Genomic DNA, 19,535 nt, shown 5'->3' with positions numbered 1-19,535 from the left:
CGCGCAGTGGCGATACCAGCAGCTTTACGATGGTGCAAAAGCATCACATCGGGACGGCCCGCCATAGAAAATGCCGCCCCGTTGCCGGAGCGGCATGATCTTCATGGCAATGGCCCTAGGCCTCAGGCGGCAGCCTTGGCCCGCGACATGCGCTTGCGCTCGTTCGGATCAAGATAGCGCTTGCGCAGACGGATGTTCTTCGGCGTCACTTCGACCATCTCATCGTCGTCGATATAGGCGATGGCCTGCTCCAGCGTCATCTTCCACGGCGGGGTCAGGCGGATGCTGTCATCCTTGCCCGAAGCGCGGAAGTTGGTCAGCGCCTTCGACTTCATCGGATTGACTTCAAGGTCTTCGGGCTTGGCGTTCTGGCCAATGATCATGCCTTCGTAGAGCGTTTCGCCCACGCCGACCATCAGGACGCCGCGCTCTTCCAGCGGGCCAAGGGCATAGGCCACCGCCTCGCCCGCGCCATTGGAGATCAGCACGCCATTCTTGCGGCCTTCGATATTGCCCTTGTGGGGCCCGTATTTCTCGAACAGCCGGTTCATAATGCCGGTGCCGCGCGTGTCGGACAGGAACTCGCCATGATAGCCGATCAGGCCGCGCGACGGCGCCGAGAAGGTGATGCGGGTCTTGCCGCCGCCCGAGGGGCGCATGTCGGTCAGTTCCGCCTTGCGCTGGTTCATCTTGTCGACGACCGTGCTGGAGAATTCATCGTCCACGTCGATGACGACGGTTTCATAAGGCTCGGTCTTGTTGCCGGCCTCATCCTCGCCGAACAGCACGCGCGGACGCGAAATGCCGAGTTCGAAGCCTTCGCGGCGCATCGTCTCGATCAGGACGCCCAGCTGAAGTTCGCCGCGACCGGCGACTTCGAAGCTGTCCTTGTCCGCCGATTCCGTCACCTTGATGGCGACGTTCGATTCCGCTTCGCGCATCAGGCGATCGCGGATCATGCGGCTCGTCACCTTGCTGCCCTCGCGGCCCGCCATGGGCGAATCGTTCACCGCAAAGCGCATCGACAGGGTCGGCGGATCGATCGGCTGCGCCTTGATCGCGGTATTGACGGACGGATCGGCAATGGTGTTCGCCACGGTCGCGACGGTCAGACCGGCCAGCGAGATGATGTCGCCCGCCTGCGCTTCCTCGACCGGCACGCGCTCCAGGCCGCGGAAGGACAGGATCTTGGACGCACGGCCGGTTTCCAGCACATTGCCGTCGGCGTCGATGGCGTGGATCGGCTGGTTGACCTTCAGCGTGCCCGAATTGACGCGGCCGGTCAGGATGCGGCCGAGGAAATTGTCGCGGTCGAGCAGCGTCACCAGGAAGCTGAACGGCGCGTCCACATCCAGCGACGGCGGCGGCACATGGTCGACGATCTTCTGGAACAGCGGCTCCAGCGTGCCCGAACGCAACGACGAATCGTCGTTCGCATAGCCGTTGCGGCCCGAGGCGTAGAGGACCGGGAAGTCGAGTTGCTCGTCCGTGGCATCCAGCGTCACGAACAGGTCGAACACTTCGTCCAGCACTTCCTGGATGCGCTCGTCGGGACGGTCGATCTTGTTGACGACGACGATCGGACGCAGGCCCAGGGCAAGCGCCTTGCCGGTCACGAACTTGGTCTGCGGCATCGCGCCTTCCGACGAGTCGACCAGCAGGATCACGCCGTCGACCATGGAGAGGATGCGTTCCACCTCACCGCCGAAGTCGGCGTGGCCGGGCGTGTCGACGATGTTGATGCGGGTGCCGTTCCATTCGACCGAGGTGGGCTTCGCCAGAATGGTGATGCCGCGTTCCTTTTCGAGGTCGTTCGAGTCCATCGCGCGTTCCTCGACGCGCTGATTGTCGCGGAAGGTGCCGGACTGGCGGAAAAGCTGGTCGACGAGCGTGGTCTTACCATGGTCGACGTGCGCGATGATCGCGATATTACGCAGGGACATGAAGTTGCCTTCGGGATTGGTGGTTTCCCGGCCGGCACCGCGCCTGACCAAGAGTATCGCGCGCGCCACTACAGGAAATGACGCGTTGCGGCAAGCGTCGCGCGCGTGGCGGCGCGGGAACGATTGCAATGGGAAAGCCTGACCTTTAGCTTGCGGTGGAGGCTTGCAGCCGGACTGTTCTATATACATATAACAGTGCGAACCCTGACCGCCCTTGAGAGATGATATGGCTTCAACCGCGCCGACCGCCACTGCCGACCCGCTGAACCTGACCCCGCCCGATCCGGTGCCGCCGGTCGCGCCCGAAAAGGCAGCGGGACTGGTGCCGCTGGACGACGCAAAAAGGTCGAAGCTCGACGAGAAGGTCGATGCCTTCATCGACGACCTCGTCGCGCAGGACGCCAATTCGCCGGAATTCGGCCAGCGGGTCGACCAGCTCACCAATATGGGGCGCAAGGAAATCGCGGAGGCCGCCGGTCATTCCAACCGCTTCCTCGACCGCCCGGTGCGTGCGATGGACAGCGACAACAAGGTCGGCGTCGACCTTGCCGAACTGCGCCGGACCATCGAGGATCTCGATCCGGGCAAGCGCGGCAGCCTGACCGCGCCCAAGAAGCTGTTCGGCCTCATCCCCTTCGGCAACCGGATGCGCGACTATTTCGACAGCTATAAAAGCGCGCAGAGCCACATTAATTCGATCCTCGGCTCGCTCGCCAGCGGCAAGGACGTGCTGATCAAGGACAATGCCGCCATCGATGTCGAGCGGCAGAATATGTGGCAGACCATGGGCCGTCTGGAGCAGATGATCCATATCAGCAAGACGCTGGACGCCCGGCTGGAGGCGAAGGCGCTGGAACTGGATTCGACCGATCCGGCCAAGGCCAAGGCGATTCGGGAGAGCGCGCTGTTCTACATCCGCCAGCGCACGCAGGATCTGCTGACGCAGATGGCGGTGACGGTGCAGGGCTATCTGGCGCTGGATCTGGTCAAGAAGAATAATGTCGAGCTGGTGAAGGGCGTGGACCGCGCCAGCACCACCACCGTCGCGGCGCTGCGCACCGCCGTCACCGTGGCGCAGGCGCTGGTCGGGCAGCGCCTGGTGCTGGAACAGATCACCGCGCTCAACACGACGACCGCGAACATGATCGATTCGACCGGCGAGATGCTGAAGACCCAGACCGCGCAGATTCACGAGCAGGCCGCGTCCAGCACCATTCCCATTGAGACGCTCCAGCGCGCCTTCCAGAACATCTACGACACGATGGACAATATCGACACGTTCAAGATGAAGGCGCTGGAGAATATGAAGACGACGGTGAACACGCTGTCGACCGAAGTCGAGAAGTCCAAGGGCTATATCGCCCGCGCCGAGGGGCAGGCCCAGGCTGCGCAACAGGCCCGCGCCGACAATCCGCTGCTGAGTTCGATCGAGGCATGATGCGATGAGCCGATCCGACCGCGTTCTGGCCGATGCCGAAGCGGTGCTGCGCCGCCACAGCGAGCGCGGCCAGAGCCTGTCGGCCCGCGCACGGCAAAGGCGCAACGCGGCGCTGATGCGGAAGGTCAAATATGCCTTCTGGGCAGTAGCGGCGGTCCTGATCGGCAGCGCGGTCGCGGGCTTCATCGCGCCCATCGGCACGACCGGCGTGATGATCGCACTGGGCGTCATGCTGGCGGCGGTGCTGCTGATCGGGGCGCTGCCCGGTGAAAAGCGCGTCAGGACGGAGGCGCTGGCGGGCACGGCGATCACCGCCTTGCCGTTGCAGACCGAAATCTGGCTGGAAAATCAGCGCAAGGCCCTGCCCGCGCCCGCCGTGATGCTGGTCGACAGCATCGGCGTCAAGCTGGAGACGCTGGCCCCGCAGCTCGAACGGCTGGGGGAACAGGACCCGGCGGCGCAGGAAATCCGCAAGCTGCTGGCCGATCATCTGCCCGAACTCGTCACCGGCTATCAATCCATCCCCGAACCGCTGCGCCGCGAGGAGCGCAATGGCCGCGTGCCGGAAAAGCAGTTGATCGAAGGGCTTAACGTGATCGACGCGGAAATCGCGCGGATGAGCGAAAATCTGGCGAGCGGCGATCTCGACAAGCTGGCGGTGCAGAATCGCTTTCTTGAGCTGAAATATCAGGAGGCGAAGGAACTCGGGCAATAGAACCGTCTTCCTGTCGTTATGATCCACCTGACGCTGATCATCGTCGATTTCCTGACCGGGCTGCTGGCGGCCGGCGCATGGGCGCTTGTCACGGCGGGCGGGGCGATCGCGGCGCTGGTCGCCGGTGGATTTCTGGGCGTGGCGGTGCTGCGCAAATGGCGGCAAAAGGGGTGAAGCCGGTCAGTGCCCCTCGATCCAGACGGTCATCACCGTCGGGGTCAACGGCTGACTGAACTGGATACCGAAGCGCTTTCCCTTGGCCCACATCACCCGTCCGCTCGCCGCCTGCCCCAGGGCCTCGACGGTCAGGAAGGTGCCGGCCTCGGGCGGCGTTTCGCAATGGGCGAGCGCGCCCGTGCAGGACAGGTCCAGAAAATGCGCCCGCGCCGCGATGCCGCCGAAGCTCAGTGCCACCGGCCCGAACATTTTGTGGCGCGGATCGTGCCGCCGCTGCGTCAGCTCAGCCATTCCTGCCCCTCCCCCGAAGGCCATGTTCACCACAACAGGTCAAAAGCGTGCACCGAATCGCGGCTGGCTGCGCATTAACCATATTTTGCGTCAGTGGAAGGGCGGAACGACAGATGCGGTCAGGAACGCAGGGCGCAAGGGACGATTGCACTGGGGTCCGGTCGCGCGGCGGCCCGTTTGAAACGGGCGAAATAGCCGCCCGCCGTCGGCTTGGGCACCAGTTCCTCCAGCCGGAAACCCATCGCCGCCAGTTCGCAGGCGAGCAGGCGCGGCGGCGTGCCATGCTGGTCGGTCGGCCGGTTGGCATCCACCACGATCAGTTCGCCATCGGGCTTGAGCGCAGGGCTGAGGTTCCAGAGAAAGGCGTAAGGCTCTGCAATCTCATGATACATGTGGACCATGAAGATGCGGTCAAAGCTGTTTTCGGGCAGCCTGGGGTTTTCCGGCGCGCCCAGCTTGACGCTGACATTGCGCCAATCCTCCCGCGTGATGCGGCGGCTGAGGGCCTCGATCACCTCGGGCATGATATCCTCGGCCAGCACGCGCCCCCTGTCACCCACCCTGTTCGCGAGGCGCACCGTATAATAGCCCTCACCCGCGCCGATGTCGGCCACGGTCATGCCGCGCCGGATGCCCGCGCGGTTCATGATGTCCTCGGCCTCGTTCACACGGTCGCGGGCCTCTTCGCTCGACCAGCGGGTGGAAACGATGGGGGCCACCGGGCGGTCGGCGCGCGGAAAAGCGCGGACTGCCGCCGGGCGGTCGTTATTCTTGTCCGACGAAAACGGGCCGCAGCCCGCCAGCAGCAGCAGGCATCCTGTCAGGATTCCGGCCGGCCACGCCGGACTTTTCATCAGTCGACATCCTCCACATCGACCTTCTCGCCCGTCACCTTCTGCGACAGGGCGGCCGCCATGAAGGGATCGAGCGCGCCGTCCAGCACATCGTCGGGCGAAGTGGAGGTGACGCCCGTGCGCAAATCCTTCACCAACTGATAGGGCTGAAGGACGTAGGAACGAATCTGGTGGCCCCAGCCGATCTCGGTCTTGGCCTGATAGTCGGTCGAAGCGGCTTCCTCCCGGCGGCGCAGTTCCGCTTCGTAGAGGCGCGCCTTCAGCATGTTCATGGCCGTCGCGCGGTTCTTGTGCTGCGAGCGGTCATTCTGCGACGCGACGATGATGCCTGAGGGAACGTGGGTGATACGGACCGCCGAGTCCGTGGTGTTGACGTGCTGCCCGCCCGCACCCGACGCGCGGTAGGTGTCGATCTTGAGGTCGCTCTCATTGACCTCAATCTCGATATTGTCGTCGATCACCGGATAGACCCAGACCGACGAGAAGCTGGTGTGCCGCCGCGCCGAACTGTCATAGGGGCTGATGCGCACCAGACGGTGGACGCCGCTCTCCGTCTTGGCATAGCCATAGGCATTCTCGCCCTTGAACAGGAAGGTCGCGGACTTGATGCCCGCCTGATCGCCCGCCTGATAGTCGACCAGTTCCACCTTATAGCCGCGCCGTTCCGCCCAGCGGCGGTACATGCGGCTGAGCATTTCGGCCCAATCCTGACTTTCGGTACCACCCGCGCCAGCGTGGATTTCCAGATAGGTGTCGCTGGCGTCGGCCTCGCCCGCCAGCAGCGCCTTGATCTTGTCCTCATCGGCCCGGTCAGCCAGCGCCTTCAGCGACGCAACGGCCTCGTTCACCATATCCTCATCGCCCTCGGCCTCGGCCATTTCGATGAGTTCGGCGGTGTCGGTCTTCTCGCTGTCGATCGCGCGGGTGGCGCCAATGGCGGCGTCCAGCCGGGTGCGCTCGCGCATCACTTCCTGCGCGAGTTTCTGATTGTCCCAGAGCGTCGGGTCCTCGACGCGGGCGTTCAGTTCATCCAGGCGGCGCAGCGCGCGGTCCCAGTCCAGGAAACGGCGCAGCAAATCCAGCGCGGCGTCGATGCGGTCGATATATTGCTGCGCTTCGGCGCGCATGGTCTGTTCTCCAAATTTCACGCCTGCGGCGCGAACGGTCTTGATGCGGTCCTTTCTTGCGGCGCGGCGCGCGCGTCAAGGAAAACCGGCTTTACCGGGCAATCGCCGGGAAGGTAGCAAAAAGCAGCTCCCCACCCAAGCGGTCGTGGATGTCAATAAATACCGCCCTGATCCTGAAGGAAATCGCTGTCCGTGCGCTGGCGGCGCTGGACGGTGGCCTCGATCCGGGCGGCGGCCTTGTCCTGCGCAGCAACCTCTTCCTTGCGGATCGAACGGCGCGGTTCGGATTCGGGCTTGAACGCTTCCCAGATTACGGCGGGCTTCGGCTCGTCGGTCGGCCAGACACCATAGACGCGCTTGCCCGACCGGCGGTCGATCGTGACCATGCGGATGCCCGCCGGGGCAATGAAGGGCGTCTTGGGCATGGTTTCCAGCACCGGGGTCATCGCCGCCTTCCAGATCGGCGCGGCGACGCGGCCGCCCTGCGCCCAGCCGCCCAGGCTGCGCGGCTGATCGTAGCCGATATAGACACCCGCCACGAGATCGGGCGAGCCGCCCACGAACCAGACGTTGGTGGGACCGTTGGTGGTGCCGGTCTTGCCGAACAGCGGACGGTTAAGATCGGCGAGGATCGTGGCCGTGCCACGCTGGATCACGCCTTCGGCAATGTGCACGACCTGATAGGCGGTCATGGGGTTCATCACCTGTTTGCCCTCGAAACCGAAGCGCGGCATCGGCTTGCCGTCCCAGTTCGCCATGTTGCAGCCGTCGCAGGCGCGCCAGCGCTGCGGCCAGATCACCTTGCCATGCCGGTCCTGCACATAGTCCATCAGCTTGGGGGTCAGCTGCCGCCCCTGGTTGGCGAGCATCGCATAGGCGTTCACCATCCGCTCCACCGTGGTTTCGCCGGCGCCCAGCGCATAGGACAGATAGGGCTGATAGTCGCCGATACCCATGGCCTTGATGGTGCGCACGACGCGATCCATGCCGGTCTGGCTGGCGGCGCGCACGGTCATCAGGTTGCGCGACTGCTCAACGCCCCAGCGCAGCGTCTGCGGCCCGGCGCTGCCGCCCGAGAAGTTGCGGAAGCATTTCTGGCCGAGGCCCGCGCCCTGATAAATGCAGAGCGGGCCGTCGACGATGATCGAGGCCGGGGTCATGCCATTGTCCAGCGCGGCGGCATAGACGAAGGGCTTGATGGTCGATCCGGGCTGGCGCATCGCCTGCGTCGCGCGGTTATAGGAGGACAGGCGGCTGTCGAACCCGCCCTGCATGGCATGGATGCGGCCCGAATGGGTTTCCTCCACCACCATGCCGCCGGACACTTCGGGAATGTTGCGCAGCGCCCATTCATTGCCGTTGCGCGCAACGACGATCAGGTCGCCGGGCTTCAGCGCGGCAAAGGCCGGACCGCCGGTCTTGCGATAGGGCAGTTGCGCCGATCCTGCTGGCAAGGTCCCGGTCGAACCGTCCGAAAAGCCGATCTGCGCCGATGACGACCCGCTGTTGACGATCACCGCTACGCGCCATCCGGCATAGTCGACATCGATGTAGCTCGCCGCCAGTTCCCGCTCCCATCCGCGCGCCATGTCGATCCTGCCGACCGGCCCGGACCAACCCTTGCCCGCGTCGAAGCGCAGCAGGCCGTTGCGCAGCGCGGTCGCCGTCAGGTCCTGGATTTTCGGATCATAGGGGCTGCGCACCCAGAGACCGCCGGCATAGACACTGTTGGGGCCATCCTGCGCCTTTTCACCGAAAAGCTGGATCAGGCGACGGCGCACCTCCTCCATATAATAGCCGCCGGCGCGGGCGTCGAAGCTGGAGCCATGGGCCGACACGGTGCCCAGAGGCTGGGCCTGCGCCTCGTCCCGCTGGGCCTTGGTGATCCAGCCATTTTTGTACATTTCGCCCAGCGCCCAGTTGCGGCGGTCCAGCGCACGCTCATGGCCGGTCGGGCTTTCCGGGCGGTAATTGGCCGGCCCCTTGGGCAGGATCGCCAGATAGGCCATTTCGTGCAGCTTGAGATCGCCCACATCCTTGTCGAAATAGGCACGCGCCGCCGCCTGCACGCCATAGGCGTTACGGCCAAGGAAAATCTGGTTGAGGTAGAGTTCCAGAATCTGCTGCTTGGTCAGCACATTTTCCATGCGATAGGCGAGGATCATCTCCTTCACTTTTCGGGTCGGCGAATATTCGTCACCGATCAACAGGTTCTTCGCCACCTGCTGGGTGATGGTGGAGCCGCCACGGGCGCGCTGCCCCGAGCCGATCTTGGTCGCATAGTCGAACACGGCCCCAGCCAGCCCGGTGAAGTCGACGCCATGATGTTCGAAGAAGGTCTTGTCCTCCGCCGACAGATAGGCGTGAATCAGCAGCGGCGGATAATCGCTATATTGCAGCTGGACGCGCCGTTCGCGGGCGTAGCTGTGGACCGGCTGGCCGTTGGCGTCGCGCACGATGGTGGGCAATGGCGGTTCATAGTTCAGCAGCGTCGCCGCATCGGGCAGGCCGCGCGCGAAGATCAGCCAGAAGAGCGCATAGGCAAGCAACAGTCCGCCCAGCCCGATCGCGATCCAGCGGAACCAGCGGCGCTCCCAATGCGGATGGAACCGTTCCCGAAGCCCGCTCACGCCCTGACGCAGGCGCTGGGTGAAGGACGATGCGGCGTTTTCTGGGCGAGCCTCTTCCATGATGTCCGAGGCTCTAGGGTGAAATTGCGCCTAGCGCCAGAGCGGATCGACTAACCGCCCGCCCCGCCCCCGCGCATGGCGAGCTTGCGCGCGAAATGCACTTCGACGGCGCGGGCGACGCCCTTGGCGATATTGGCCTGCCCCTCCTTCGACGCCAGGAAAGCCGCGTCGGCGGTGTTGGAGATATAGCCCGTCTCGAACAACACCGACGGCGTATCGGGCGCCTTCAGCACCATCAGCGAAGCGAAACGGTGCGCCGCACCGCGAAACGGCACATAGGGCGCCGCCTCGCGTTGCAACAGCCGGGCGAAATTGACGGAGATGTTCATCGATTCCCGCTGCGTCAGGTCGATGAGGATAGACGATACATCGCCCGACTGGCCGCCCAGATTGACGCCGTTCAGCACATCCACCTTGTTTTCCCGCGCCGCCAGCCGCGCCGCTTCGCGGTCGGACGCGGTTTCGGACAGGGTATAGACGGTCGCCCCGCGCGCCATGTCATTGTCCGCCGAATCGGCGTGGATCGAGATGAACAGGTCGGCATTGAGCTTGCGGGCGATGCCATAGCGCTCCTGCAACACCAGGAAGCGGTCGTCATCACGGGTCAAGGCCACGCGCACCCGACCCGATTTCAGCAGCTGGTCCCGGATCGCCTGAGCGATGGCAAGGGTCACATCCTTTTCCCGTTCGCCATTTTCGCGGTTGATCGCACCGGGATCATGGCCACCATGGCCCGCATCAATCACCACCAACGGGCGGGACGCGTCACGCGGCCCCTCCACCGGCGGCAACGTCACGCCGCGCGCCACCGGCGGGATCGGCACGGTGATGCTGTGGACGCGCCTGGCCGGGCGCGGCGCCATATTGGCGGGCGCGTCAAAGCGCACGATCACCTGATCGCCGTCCAGAATGACAGCGGAAATGCCCCCGGCATGACCGGGCGTCGCCGCAAAAAAGGCGCTTGCAAGCGCAACAGTTGGGAGCATGCGCCGCTTGTGCAACGTACCGCCCATGGCCGTCCAGCCAAATTTCATGACGCCCACCCGTCCAGCGTCCCCACGCTGAATCCGGCATTAAGCATCGGCTCTTTTTGCGGGGTAAAACAGCACGGTTAACTTCATCTTCACCATGAAAAGACTAAGCAGCGCCGGGCAGGCAACAATATTTCGGGGGGCCGTTGCCCCTACGCATTTTGACTGCTACCCATTCACATTCCCGAGAGGCTTGCCCATATTGTGCGCTGGCCCTTTTGGGGCATTTCACGATGGCATCGGCGGCGGCCCAAAACGTCCGACACGATGCGCGAACAGGTTGACGCTGCATGAGGCATGATTTCCAATCCACGCTGAACCCGGTTCCGGGCGATGCGGCGTGGTTGGTGGTGTCCGGCACATGGTCCGGCCCTGCCCCGGCAGCAGACACGCAGCTTTTCCAACAAAACCGGGCGATGCAGCAATTCGCGCCGCCCCCCTACTATCGCGTGGCGACCCGGCCCAGCGCCGCTGGTCGTCCACGCCGGAGAACAATAAATGACAATGCGTATGCTGATCGATGCGCGCCACCGGGAAGAAACCCGGGTCGCGGTCGTCAAGGGTAACCGGATCGAGGAGTTCGACTTCGAATCGGCCGAGCACAAGCAGCTCAAGGGCAATATCTATCTGGCCAAAGTGACCCGCGTGGAGCCTTCGCTTCAGGCGGCGTTTGTCGATTATGGCGGCAATCGCCACGGCTTCCTGGCTTTCAGCGAAATCCATCCCGATTACTACCAGATTCCGCGCGAGGACCGCGAGGCCCTGCTGCGCGAAGAGCGTGAGCATGCCGAGGAAGAAGCCGCTCTGCGCGCCGATTTCGAGGATGAGGACGATCATCCCAATGCGTCCGATGGCGGACTGGAGCTGGTCGAAGCCACCCATCATCATGACGATGAAGATCATGAGGGCGAAGGCAACGGGGGCGAGAGCGCCGAGAACGGCAATCGCGGTCGCGGCCGTCGCGGCAAGGGCGACGAGGCCGCCGACGAACTGCGCCGCAAGCGCATGGCGCTGCGCCGCCGTTACAAGATTCAGGACGTCATCAAGCGCCGCCAGGTGCTGCTGGTGCAGGTCGTCAAGGAAGAGCGCGGCAACAAGGGCGCGGCGCTGACCACTTACCTGTCGCTGGCGGGCCGTTACTGCGTGCTGATGCCGAACACGTCGCATGGCGGCGGGATTTCGCGCAAGATTTCGAACGCCGCCGACCGCAAGCGCTTGAAATCGATCATCGCGGAAATGGCGCTGCCCTCCACCATGGGCTGCATCGTCCGCACGGCGGGCCTCCAGCGCACCAAGCCGGAGATCAAGCGCGACTTCGACTATCTCGCCCGTCTGTGGGACGAAATCCGCGAAAAGACGCTGAAATCCGACGCCCCCGCGCTGATCCACAATGACAGCGACCTCATCAAGCGAGCGATCCGCGATATCTACAACAAGGATATCGAAGAGGTCATCGTCGAGGGCGAATATGGCTATAAGGCCGCCAAGGACTTCATGAAGCTGCTGATGCCCAGCCATGCGCGCCGGGTGAAGCAATATGCCGATGCGGTGTCGCTGTTCCAGCGCGCCAGCGTCGAGGATCAGCTGGCGGCGATGTACAACCCCGTCGTGCAGCTCAAGTCCGGCGGCTATCTGGTCATCAACCCGACCGAAGCGCTGGTGTCGATCGACATCAACTCGGGCCGTTCGACCCGCGAGCATGGCATCGAGCAGACCGCTGTTGCGACCAATCTGGAGGCTGCGCGCGAAATCGCCCGCCAATTGCGTCTGCGCGACATGGCAGGTCTGGTCGTCATCGACTTCATCGACATGGAGGTGAACTCCAACATCCGTAAGGTCGAGAAGGCGATGAAGGAGGCGCTGAAGGACGATCGCGCCCGCATCCAGGTCGGCCGCATTTCGGGCTTCGGCCTCATGGAAATGAGCCGCCAGCGGTTGCGCACCGGCGTTCTGGAAGCGTCGACCCGCCAGTGCCCGCATTGCGAAGGCACGGGCCTGGTCCGCACCGCCTCGTCGGCGGGTCTGGGCGCTCTGCGCATGCTGGAAGAGGAAGCGGCGCGTGGTCGCGGCAGCCTCATCACGCTGCGCGCCAGCCAGGAAGCGGCTTTCTACGTCCTCAACAACAAGCGCCGCGAACTCGATGAGATCGAGCAGCGCTATGGCGTGCGCATCGCGATCCTGCCCGATGGCGAGATCGAGGGCGCGCGCATGTCGGTCGAGGCCAGCGGCCCGCGTCCGGAGCGCGTGGTCGACTATACGCCGATCGTCGAGGAAGAGGACGATCTCGATATCGTCGAGGAACTGGACGAGGAAGAGGTCGAGGAAGTCGAAGCCGCGCACGAAGAGCATAGCGAGCGTGGGGAGGACCGCGAAGGCGGCCGTCGCCGCCGTCGTCGCCGCCGCCGCCGTGGCGGCCAGCGCGACGAGCAGCACGCCGAGGCTCCGGTTGAAGGCGAGGCTGGCGAAGAGGTTGAAGCCGCTGAAGCGGAAACCGAGGTCGAGGCCGAGGATGAAGCCGAGGGCCCGCATTTCTATTCACTTCCTTTCTAAAATTATTTGTCCGGGGTTTTCTTGTCTTTTTTCGCTCTTTTTTTCCTCTCCTTTTCTATTACATTTTTTTTTACTTATCTCATATTATTTTCTTTTTTTTCATTTTCCTCTTTTTATTTTGCGTATTTCTTTATTATCACACTTCTCGCCGCAGTGCTGGTTTACTTTTTGTGTTCTCTCACGTACTAGTCTACATAGGATGAGCACTATATACTTTGGTAGACTGTTGCTGTCACTTTTCTTCACGTGTAGCGATTCTAGTTAAGGAGACTGTCAGCTCTTCTTTTTAATTGTTCTTCCTACTGCGAGAGATTTGAGTCAGACGTGGGATTCTGCGTGTCGTGTCGTTCTCTCATACTGGGCGCACGTGTTCCACGTACCGTATATCGTATAAGTCTCGCTTTCGATGCTACAACGGCATGCATGTACATGTTGGTGTAACTGCTTCTTGTCGTGTCTCTTACGCGCGCAGGACCTCTTATTTTCCACGACCACCACTAATAGGGAGAGCACACCGTACTCAGGACTGCCGAATCCCCGGTTGCTAGGAGCCGCGCCTTCCAAACGCTCCTGCTTGCCGGTACGCCAGCGAATGACGGAAACTCGCACAGCAGGACGGTGAATGGCGATCCGCGCAGGAAGGGCCGAAGAAGGATGGCCGCGCGGTGCTGTTGTCGTGACGCCTGGCTGTGTAGGGCGCACCGATGACACAAAAAGCCTGTGCTCGCTGGTCTCGTTATGGATGGCGGCACACGGCTATAATTACGGTTTGCATAAGGACGGGAGATGGTAGTTTGATATGACACAACACCGCCGCTAACACGGATAACACGCGCGCGAGCTGACGCGCGCAGTGTGTGTCTGCTTTTCTAGTGACGTCTCGTTCACACCACCCCCGTCCGAGGCATTTACAGTCAGCGATGCAGTTCCAACTCCCGCCCCCGATCGGCCTTGCATGAAAACCCGCTGGCTCCGTGTGGCGGCTATTGCCGCAGCCTCGCTCGCCTTGCTGGCGCGGCCGGCCGCGGCGCAGCAAATCCTGCGCGACGCGGAGACCGAAGCCTTCATGGCCGACATGTCCGGGCCTCTGGTCAAGGCGGCGGGCATGGAACCGCGCAATGTCCAGGTGCTGGTGATCAACGATCCGGAGATCAACGCCTTCGTCGCGGGCGGTCAATATGTCTGGGTGCATAGCGGCCTGATCGCCGCCGCCGATAATGTGAACCAGATTCAGGGCGTGGTCGCGCATGAACTCGGCCATATAGAAGGCGGCCATGTCATTCGCTCCGCCGAGGGGATGAAGGAAGCGACCGGCATCACCCTGCTCAGTCTGGTGCTGGGCGCTGCCGCCATCGCGGCGGGCGGCGCGGAAGCGGGCATGGGCATATTGGGCATGGGCCAGCAGGCGGCGATGGGCAAATATCTCGCCTTTTCCCGCGCGCAGGAAAGCTCCGCCGACCTCGCCGGAGCGCGCTATCTGAGCAAGGCGGGGATTTCCGGCAAGGGCAGTCTGGAATTCTTCAAGAAGCTGCAGAATCAGGAATATCGCCTCGCCATCCCGCAGGACGACAGCTACGGCCGCACCCATCCGCTGTCAGGCGAGCGCATCAATGTGCTGCGGGAAGTCTATACGGTCGATCCGGCCTGGGACAAGCCGATGGACCCCAAGCTGGAGGCGCGCTTCGAACGGATCAAGGCGAAGCTGATCGGCTTCGTCTCCGAACCCAATCAGACGCTCATCAAATATCCCGAAAGCGACCAGTCGATCCCGGCGCATTATGCCCGCGCCTATGCCTGGCACAAGAGCGCCTATCCCGACAAGGCGCTGGACGAGGTCGATGCGCTACTGACCGCCGCGCCGCACGACCCCTATTTTCTGGAATTGAAAGGGCAGGTGCTGCTGGAAAGCGGCAAGCCAGCCGCCGCCATCCCACCGCTGCGCGAGGCCGTGCAGCTCACCAACCAGCCGCTGATCGCGACGCTGCTGGGCCATGCGCTGATCGCGACGGAGGATGACGCGAACTTTGCCGAAGCGGAGAAGGTGTTGCGCAACGCCATCGCGCGGGATCGGGAAAACCCCTTCGCCTGGTATCAGTTGGGCGTCGTCTATGAACATCGCGGCGACATTCCCCGCGCGGCGCTGGCGACGGCGGAGCGCTATTCGATGATGGGCGACAACCAGATGGCGCTGCGCAGCGCCGACGCGGCGATGCAGGGGTTGAAGCCGGGAACGGTTGACTATCTGCGCGCGCAGGATATCGCGATGGTTTCCCGCGCCGCCGTCGAACATAAGCGAAAGAAGAAATGACCGAACCTTCGCGCCCCGGCGTTCGCGCGGCGCTTTCCAACAGGACCATATTGATGACCCTTGGCGTTTTCGCCTTCATCGCCGCTGCCGCGACCGGCGCTGCCCTTGGCACGCAGGGCACGGTTCGCGTCGATGCCACGGACAAGGCAGCGATCGAGCAGATCGTCCACGACTATATATTGGAGCATCCGGAGATCATTCCGCAGGCGGTCGAGAAATTGCAGGCCAAGCGGATGGCAGGCACCATCGATGCCAGCCGCAAGACCATCGAAACCCCCTATGCCGGCGCCTGGGAAGGCGCAGCGGACGGCGATGTGACGGTGGTGGAGTTTTTCGACTATGCCTGCGGCTATTGCCGGGCGTCGCTGCCCGACCTCGCACGGCTGGTGGGCGAGGACAAGAAGATCAAGGTCGTCTACCGCGAACTGCCGATCCTGTCCGACGCCAGCATCGATGCCGCCAGAGTGTCGCTGCTGGCGGCGGAGAAGAACCAGTATATGCCCTATCACCGCGCGCTCTACGCGGCGGGCAAGGTGACGCGGGAGACGATCCTGGCGGCGGCCGCCAAGGTCGGGATCGACGCCAAGGCGGCGCAGGCGGCCATCGCCAGCACCAAATATAATGAAGAGATCCAGTCCAATATCGGCCTTGCCCAGAAATTGCAGGCCAGCGGCACGCCAACCTTCGTGATCGGCAATCAGGTGCTGAACGGCGCGGTGGGTTATGATGCGCTGAAAACAGCGGTGACTGCGGCGCGGGGGAAATAAGCGGCAACACCCCCACCTGCGCCATTGACTCGGGGTTGCCTTTTGCCTATCGGACGCCCCCTGACATGCGGCCGCTCACCCAGCGGCCCTTTTTTGTCACGCCCGATTCTTTTAGTTTTTGAGGAATGAACGATGAAGCGCACCTATCAGCCGAGCAATCTGGTTCGGAAGCGCCGTCACGGTTTCCGCGCTCGCATGGCGACCCCCGGCGGCCGCAACGTGATCCGCGCCCGCCGTTCGCGCGGCCGCAAGAGCCTGAGCGCCTGAACGACGCGCCGCTAGGCCGCGCGCCTGCCGTCATGGGCAAGCGCGCCGATTTTCTGGCGGCGAATCGCGGGCGGCGCGCGCCTATGCCGGGCTTTGTCCTGTTGGTGCGCGAACGTGGCGACGGCGATCCGGCGATGCGTTATGGCATCACGGTCACGAAGAAGATTGGCGGCGCTATCGTCCGTAACCGGATGAAGCGCCGCTTTCGCGTTCTTGCGCGCGAACTGCTGCCAGTCCATGGCGTGCCGGGTGCCGACCATGTGCTGATCGGCCGGTCGGAAGGTATTGAGCGGGAATTCACCCTGCTCCGGTCCGAGATGGAAAAGGCGTTGGGCAAGGTGATGAGCCGCCCGGTCGGTGAAGCGCCGCGCAGGAATCGCGGTCCCTCCAAGGGAAAGCACAAGGCAGCGGTCAGCGCGACCCCGACAGGCGAAGCAAAGCCATGATCGGGCGTGTCCTTATCCTGATCGCGCGATTCTGGCAGCTTGGCCCCTCGCGCATCCTGCCGCCCAGCTGCCGCTATGCGCCATCCTGTTCCGAATATGCGATTCAGGCGATCCGCAAATATGGTGCGGTGAAGGGTAGCTGGCTGGCCACGAAGCGGCTAATGCGATGCCACCCTTGGGGTGGTTCGGGTTACGACCCGGTCCCCTGACAAAGAATTTCACAGACACGGCGGAGCCGATAAGCGTGGACGACAAGAAGAATATTGTTCTGGCGGTGCTGCTGACCGCGGCGATCCTGTTCGGCTGGCCCTATGTCGCCAAGCATTTCTTCCCCGCCGCCAATCCTCCGGCAACCAAGGTCGAGGGCGGCAAGACCACGCCGCTGAACGCCTCCGGCACGGCCCCGGCCGCCGAAGGCCCCGGCGCGATCCGCGATCTGGCGCTCGTCCTCACGGACAGCCCGCGCGTGTCCATCCGCACGCCCAAGATCACCGGCTCGATCAACCTGAAGGGCGCGCGCATCGATGACATCGTGCTGCCGACCTACAAGGAAACCATCGCCAAGGATTCGCCCGCAATCCGCCTCTACAGCCCCAGCGGCACGAAGGACGCCTATTTCGCGGGCTTCGGCTGGCAGGGCGAAGGGGTGAAGACCCCCGACGGCAATGCTGTCTGGACCGCTTCGTCCAAGGAACTGACCCCGACCAGCCCCGTCACCCTGACGTGGAACAATGGCGCGGGCCAGACCTTCGAGATTCGCTACGCGATCGACGAAAATTACATGATCACCGCGCAGCAGAAGGTGTCGAACAGCGGCGCCGGCGCGGTGGGCGTCAAGAGCTATGGCTATGTCAGCCGGGCGCATCCCTCGGCCGATCCCGACACCTGGACGATCCATGTGGGTCCGATGGGCGTGTTCAACGGCGCTGCCAATTATGACGTGAATTACAAGGATCTGGCCAAGGGTCCGTCGAGCCAGAGCTTCCAGTCGACTGGCGGCTGGATCGGCTTTACCGACAAATATTGGCTCTCCGCGCTGGTGCCCGACCAGAAGGCCGCCTTCAACGGCCAGATGCGCAAGGGCGATGGCACGCAATATCAGACCGATTTCTCACTGGCGCCCGTCATGGTCGCGCCGGGCAAGGCGGTGACGCAGACCAACCGCCTCTTTGTGGGCGCCAAGGAAGTGAAGACGCTGCAGGCCTATGAGCGTGCGGGCATTCCACTGTTCGACCGGGCGATCGACTGGGGCTGGTTCTACTGGTTCGAACAGCCGATCTTCGCACTGCTGCACTGGCTGTTCACGGTCATCGGCAATTTCGGCGTGGCGATCATCTGCCTGACCTTCGTGGTCCGCGGCCTGATGTTCCCCGTCGCCCAGCGCCAGTTCGCCAGCATGGCCGCGATGCGCGCCGTGCAGCCCAAGATGAAGGCGTTGCAGGAGAAGCATAAGGACGACAAGCAGAAGCTCCAGCAGGAGATGATGGAGCTGTACAAGCGCGAGAAGGTGAACCCCCTCGCCGGCTGTCTGCCGATCTTCATCCAGATTCCGATCTTCTTCGCGCTCTACAAGGTGTTGCAGCTGACGATCGAAATGCGCCACCAGCCCTTCGTGCTGTGGATCAAAGACCTTTCCGCGCCCGATCCGCTGCACATCGTTAATCTGTTCGGTCTGCTGCCCTTCACGCCGCCTGCCTTCCTCGGCATCGGCCTGCTGGCGCTGCTGCTCGGCATCAGCATGTACTTCCAGTTCAAGCTGAACCCGGCGCAGATGGACCCGATGCAACAACAGGTGTTCGCGATCATGCCGTGGATGATGATGTTCATCATGGCGCCCTTCGCGGCGGGCCTGCTGGTCTACTGGATCACCAACAACTGCCTGTCGATGTTGCAGCAGTGGTTCCTCTACAAGCGCCACCCGCAGCTAAGCGCGGCGACCGCGAAATAAGGCTGCGACATAAGTGACTGAACAGGAAAGCACTGGACAGAATTTGGCCGATCTGATCGAGGAAGCGCGCAAGGTCTTTGCCGGACCGATCGCCTTCCTCAAATCCGCGCCCGACCTTAAATTCCTGCCCGACATGGCGGTGAATGAGGTGGCCTTCGCGGGCCGGTCCAATGTCGGCAAATCCTCGCTGCTGAATGCGCTGACCAACCGCAATGGGCTGGCGCGCACGTCGAACACGCCGGGGCGGACGCAGGAACTGAACTTCTTCGACGTCGGCGATCCGCTGCGGTTCCGACTGGTCGACATGCCGGGCTATGGCTATGCCAAGGCGCCCAAGGACATGGTGAAGAAGTGGCGCTTCCTGGTGAATGACTATCTGCGCGGGCGGGCGAAGCTGAAGCGCACGCTGGTGCTGATCGACAGCCGCCATGGGATCAAGGATGTCGACACCGATATTCTCGATATGCTGGACGCGGCGGCGGTCAGCTATCGCATCGTGCTGACCAAGGCGGACAAGGTGAAGGCCAGCCATCTGACCGAGGTGAAGCAAGCCGTCGCGGAAGCCATTCGCAAGCGCCCTGCCGCGCATCCGGACATTATCGCTACCTCGAGCGAAAAGGGCATGGGCATTCCCGAACTGCGCGCGGCCGTGCTGGAAAGCGTGACACAGGGATAACGCCATGACCGACGATGATTATGTCTATGACGAAGCGAGCGGCGAGTGGATCAGCGCGGCCGAGGCAGCCGAAAAGGCTGGCGCCGCCGATAGCGTCGAGGTCCGCGATGCGGTCGGCAACCTGTTGGCCGATGGCGATCAGGTCACGCTGATCAAGGATCTGGTCGTCAAGGGCGCGGGCCAGACGCTCAAGCGCGGGACGCTGATCAAATCGATCCGGCTGACCGGCGATCCGCAGGAAATCGACTGCCGCTATGACGGCATCAAGGGGCTGGTGCTGCGCGCGGAGTTCGTGCGCAAGCGCTGA

17 protein-coding genes and 1 pseudogene are annotated in these 19,535 nt (G+C 63.2%); 12 read left to right on the top strand and 6 right to left on the bottom strand.

Features of this window, described 5'->3' with window-relative positions:
- Positions 1 to 122: 122 nt before the first annotated feature.
- A complete protein-coding gene (typA, locus tag HUK73_RS15260) occupies positions 123 to 1,943 on the bottom strand; it encodes a translational GTPase TypA (RefSeq protein ID WP_176592660.1) in 1,821 nt (606 codons plus the stop codon).
- A gap of 226 nt (positions 1,944 to 2,169) precedes the next feature.
- Between typA and HUK73_RS15255 the strand changes: the two genes are divergently transcribed.
- Genes HUK73_RS15255 through HUK73_RS15245 form a run of 3 tightly spaced genes read left to right on the top strand, consistent with a single transcriptional unit; the run spans position 2,170 to position 4,270 of the window.
- Entirely contained in the window at positions 2,170 to 3,381 is a 1,212-nt protein-coding gene (locus tag HUK73_RS15255; protein ID WP_176592659.1) for a toxic anion resistance protein, read from the top strand.
- A 4-nt stretch (positions 3,382 to 3,385) separates the two neighbouring features.
- Complete coding sequence (locus tag HUK73_RS15250; RefSeq protein WP_176592658.1) at positions 3,386 to 4,096, top strand: hypothetical protein; 711 nt, start codon at positions 3,386 to 3,388, stop codon at positions 4,094 to 4,096.
- Between the two features lie 18 nt (positions 4,097 to 4,114).
- Positions 4,115 to 4,270, top strand: a complete 156-nt coding sequence (locus HUK73_RS15245; RefSeq protein ID WP_176592657.1) for a hypothetical protein — start codon at positions 4,115 to 4,117, stop codon at positions 4,268 to 4,270.
- 6 nt (positions 4,271 to 4,276) lie between these two features.
- Here the strand turns inward: HUK73_RS15245 and HUK73_RS15240 are convergent, their stop codons facing one another.
- The 5 genes from HUK73_RS15240 to HUK73_RS15220 all read right to left on the bottom strand — a co-directional run bounded on the left by HUK73_RS15240 (position 4,277) and on the right by HUK73_RS15220 (position 10,269).
- Entirely contained in the window at positions 4,277 to 4,564 is a 288-nt protein-coding gene (locus HUK73_RS15240; protein WP_176592656.1) for a PilZ domain-containing protein, read from the bottom strand.
- A gap of 119 nt (positions 4,565 to 4,683) precedes the next feature.
- On the bottom strand, positions 4,684 to 5,418 hold the full coding sequence (locus tag HUK73_RS15235) for a class I SAM-dependent methyltransferase (RefSeq protein WP_176592655.1): 735 nt from the start codon (positions 5,416 to 5,418) through the stop codon (positions 4,684 to 4,686).
- Positions 5,418 to 6,545 carry a peptide chain release factor 2 gene (gene prfB / locus HUK73_RS15230; protein WP_176592654.1) on the bottom strand — a complete coding sequence of 376 codons (1,128 nt, stop codon included), beginning with the start codon at positions 6,543 to 6,545 and terminating at the stop codon, positions 5,418 to 5,420. Before prfB ends, HUK73_RS15235 begins: the two co-directional genes overlap by 1 nt.
- Before the next feature lie 152 nt (positions 6,546 to 6,697).
- The gene (locus HUK73_RS15225) at positions 6,698 to 9,235 is read right to left on the bottom strand and encodes a penicillin-binding protein 1A (protein WP_176592653.1); all 2,538 of its coding nucleotides are present in this window, start codon (positions 9,233 to 9,235) and stop codon (positions 6,698 to 6,700) included.
- 50 nt (positions 9,236 to 9,285) lie between these two features.
- Positions 9,286 to 10,269 (bottom strand): N-acetylmuramoyl-L-alanine amidase, encoded by a 984-nt coding sequence (locus HUK73_RS15220; RefSeq protein WP_176592652.1) that lies wholly within the window; start codon positions 10,267 to 10,269, stop codon positions 9,286 to 9,288.
- A gap of 507 nt (positions 10,270 to 10,776) precedes the next feature.
- Here HUK73_RS15220 and HUK73_RS15215 point away from each other — a divergent pair.
- The 9 genes and pseudogenes from HUK73_RS15215 to HUK73_RS15175 form a co-directional block, all read left to right on the top strand.
- A pseudogene (locus tag HUK73_RS15215) lies at positions 10,777 to 12,786 on the top strand (ribonuclease E/G); the annotation flags it as partial.
- Between the two features lie 985 nt (positions 12,787 to 13,771).
- Positions 13,772 to 15,124 carry a M48 family metalloprotease gene (locus tag HUK73_RS15210; protein ID WP_176592651.1) on the top strand — a complete coding sequence of 451 codons (1,353 nt, stop codon included), beginning with the start codon at positions 13,772 to 13,774 and terminating at the stop codon, positions 15,122 to 15,124.
- Positions 15,121 to 15,891 carry a DsbA family protein gene (locus HUK73_RS15205; RefSeq protein ID WP_176592650.1) on the top strand — a complete coding sequence of 257 codons (771 nt, stop codon included), beginning with the start codon at positions 15,121 to 15,123 and terminating at the stop codon, positions 15,889 to 15,891. Before HUK73_RS15210 ends, HUK73_RS15205 begins: the two co-directional genes overlap by 4 nt.
- Before the next feature lie 132 nt (positions 15,892 to 16,023).
- Positions 16,024 to 16,158, top strand: a complete 135-nt coding sequence (gene rpmH / locus HUK73_RS15200) for a 50S ribosomal protein L34 (protein ID WP_013848777.1) — start codon at positions 16,024 to 16,026, stop codon at positions 16,156 to 16,158.
- 32 nt (positions 16,159 to 16,190) lie between these two features.
- The gene (gene rnpA, locus HUK73_RS15195; protein ID WP_176592649.1) at positions 16,191 to 16,604 is read left to right on the top strand and encodes a ribonuclease P protein component; all 414 of its coding nucleotides are present in this window, start codon (positions 16,191 to 16,193) and stop codon (positions 16,602 to 16,604) included.
- Positions 16,601 to 16,813: a membrane protein insertion efficiency factor YidD gene (gene yidD / locus HUK73_RS15190; RefSeq protein WP_176592648.1), complete on the top strand. Its 213-nt coding sequence runs from the start codon at positions 16,601 to 16,603 to the stop codon at positions 16,811 to 16,813. The genes rnpA and yidD overlap by 4 nt, the downstream gene beginning before the upstream one ends.
- A gap of 35 nt (positions 16,814 to 16,848) precedes the next feature.
- The gene (yidC, locus tag HUK73_RS15185) at positions 16,849 to 18,552 is read left to right on the top strand and encodes a membrane protein insertase YidC (protein ID WP_176592647.1); all 1,704 of its coding nucleotides are present in this window, start codon (positions 16,849 to 16,851) and stop codon (positions 18,550 to 18,552) included.
- Positions 18,553 to 18,565: 13 nt separating this feature from the next.
- Positions 18,566 to 19,228 carry a ribosome biogenesis GTP-binding protein YihA/YsxC gene (gene yihA / locus HUK73_RS15180; RefSeq protein ID WP_369805497.1) on the top strand — a complete coding sequence of 221 codons (663 nt, stop codon included), beginning with the start codon at positions 18,566 to 18,568 and terminating at the stop codon, positions 19,226 to 19,228.
- A 4-nt stretch (positions 19,229 to 19,232) separates the two neighbouring features.
- Positions 19,233 to 19,535, top strand: a complete 303-nt coding sequence (locus HUK73_RS15175) for an alkylphosphonate utilization protein (RefSeq protein WP_176592646.1) — start codon at positions 19,233 to 19,235, stop codon at positions 19,533 to 19,535.

It is taken from the genome of Sphingobium sp. EM0848, from assembly GCF_013375555.1.
In the GTDB taxonomy this organism is placed as follows: domain Bacteria; phylum Pseudomonadota; class Alphaproteobacteria; order Sphingomonadales; family Sphingomonadaceae; genus Sphingobium.
This window is presented reverse-complemented; position numbering and strand designations above follow the sequence as displayed.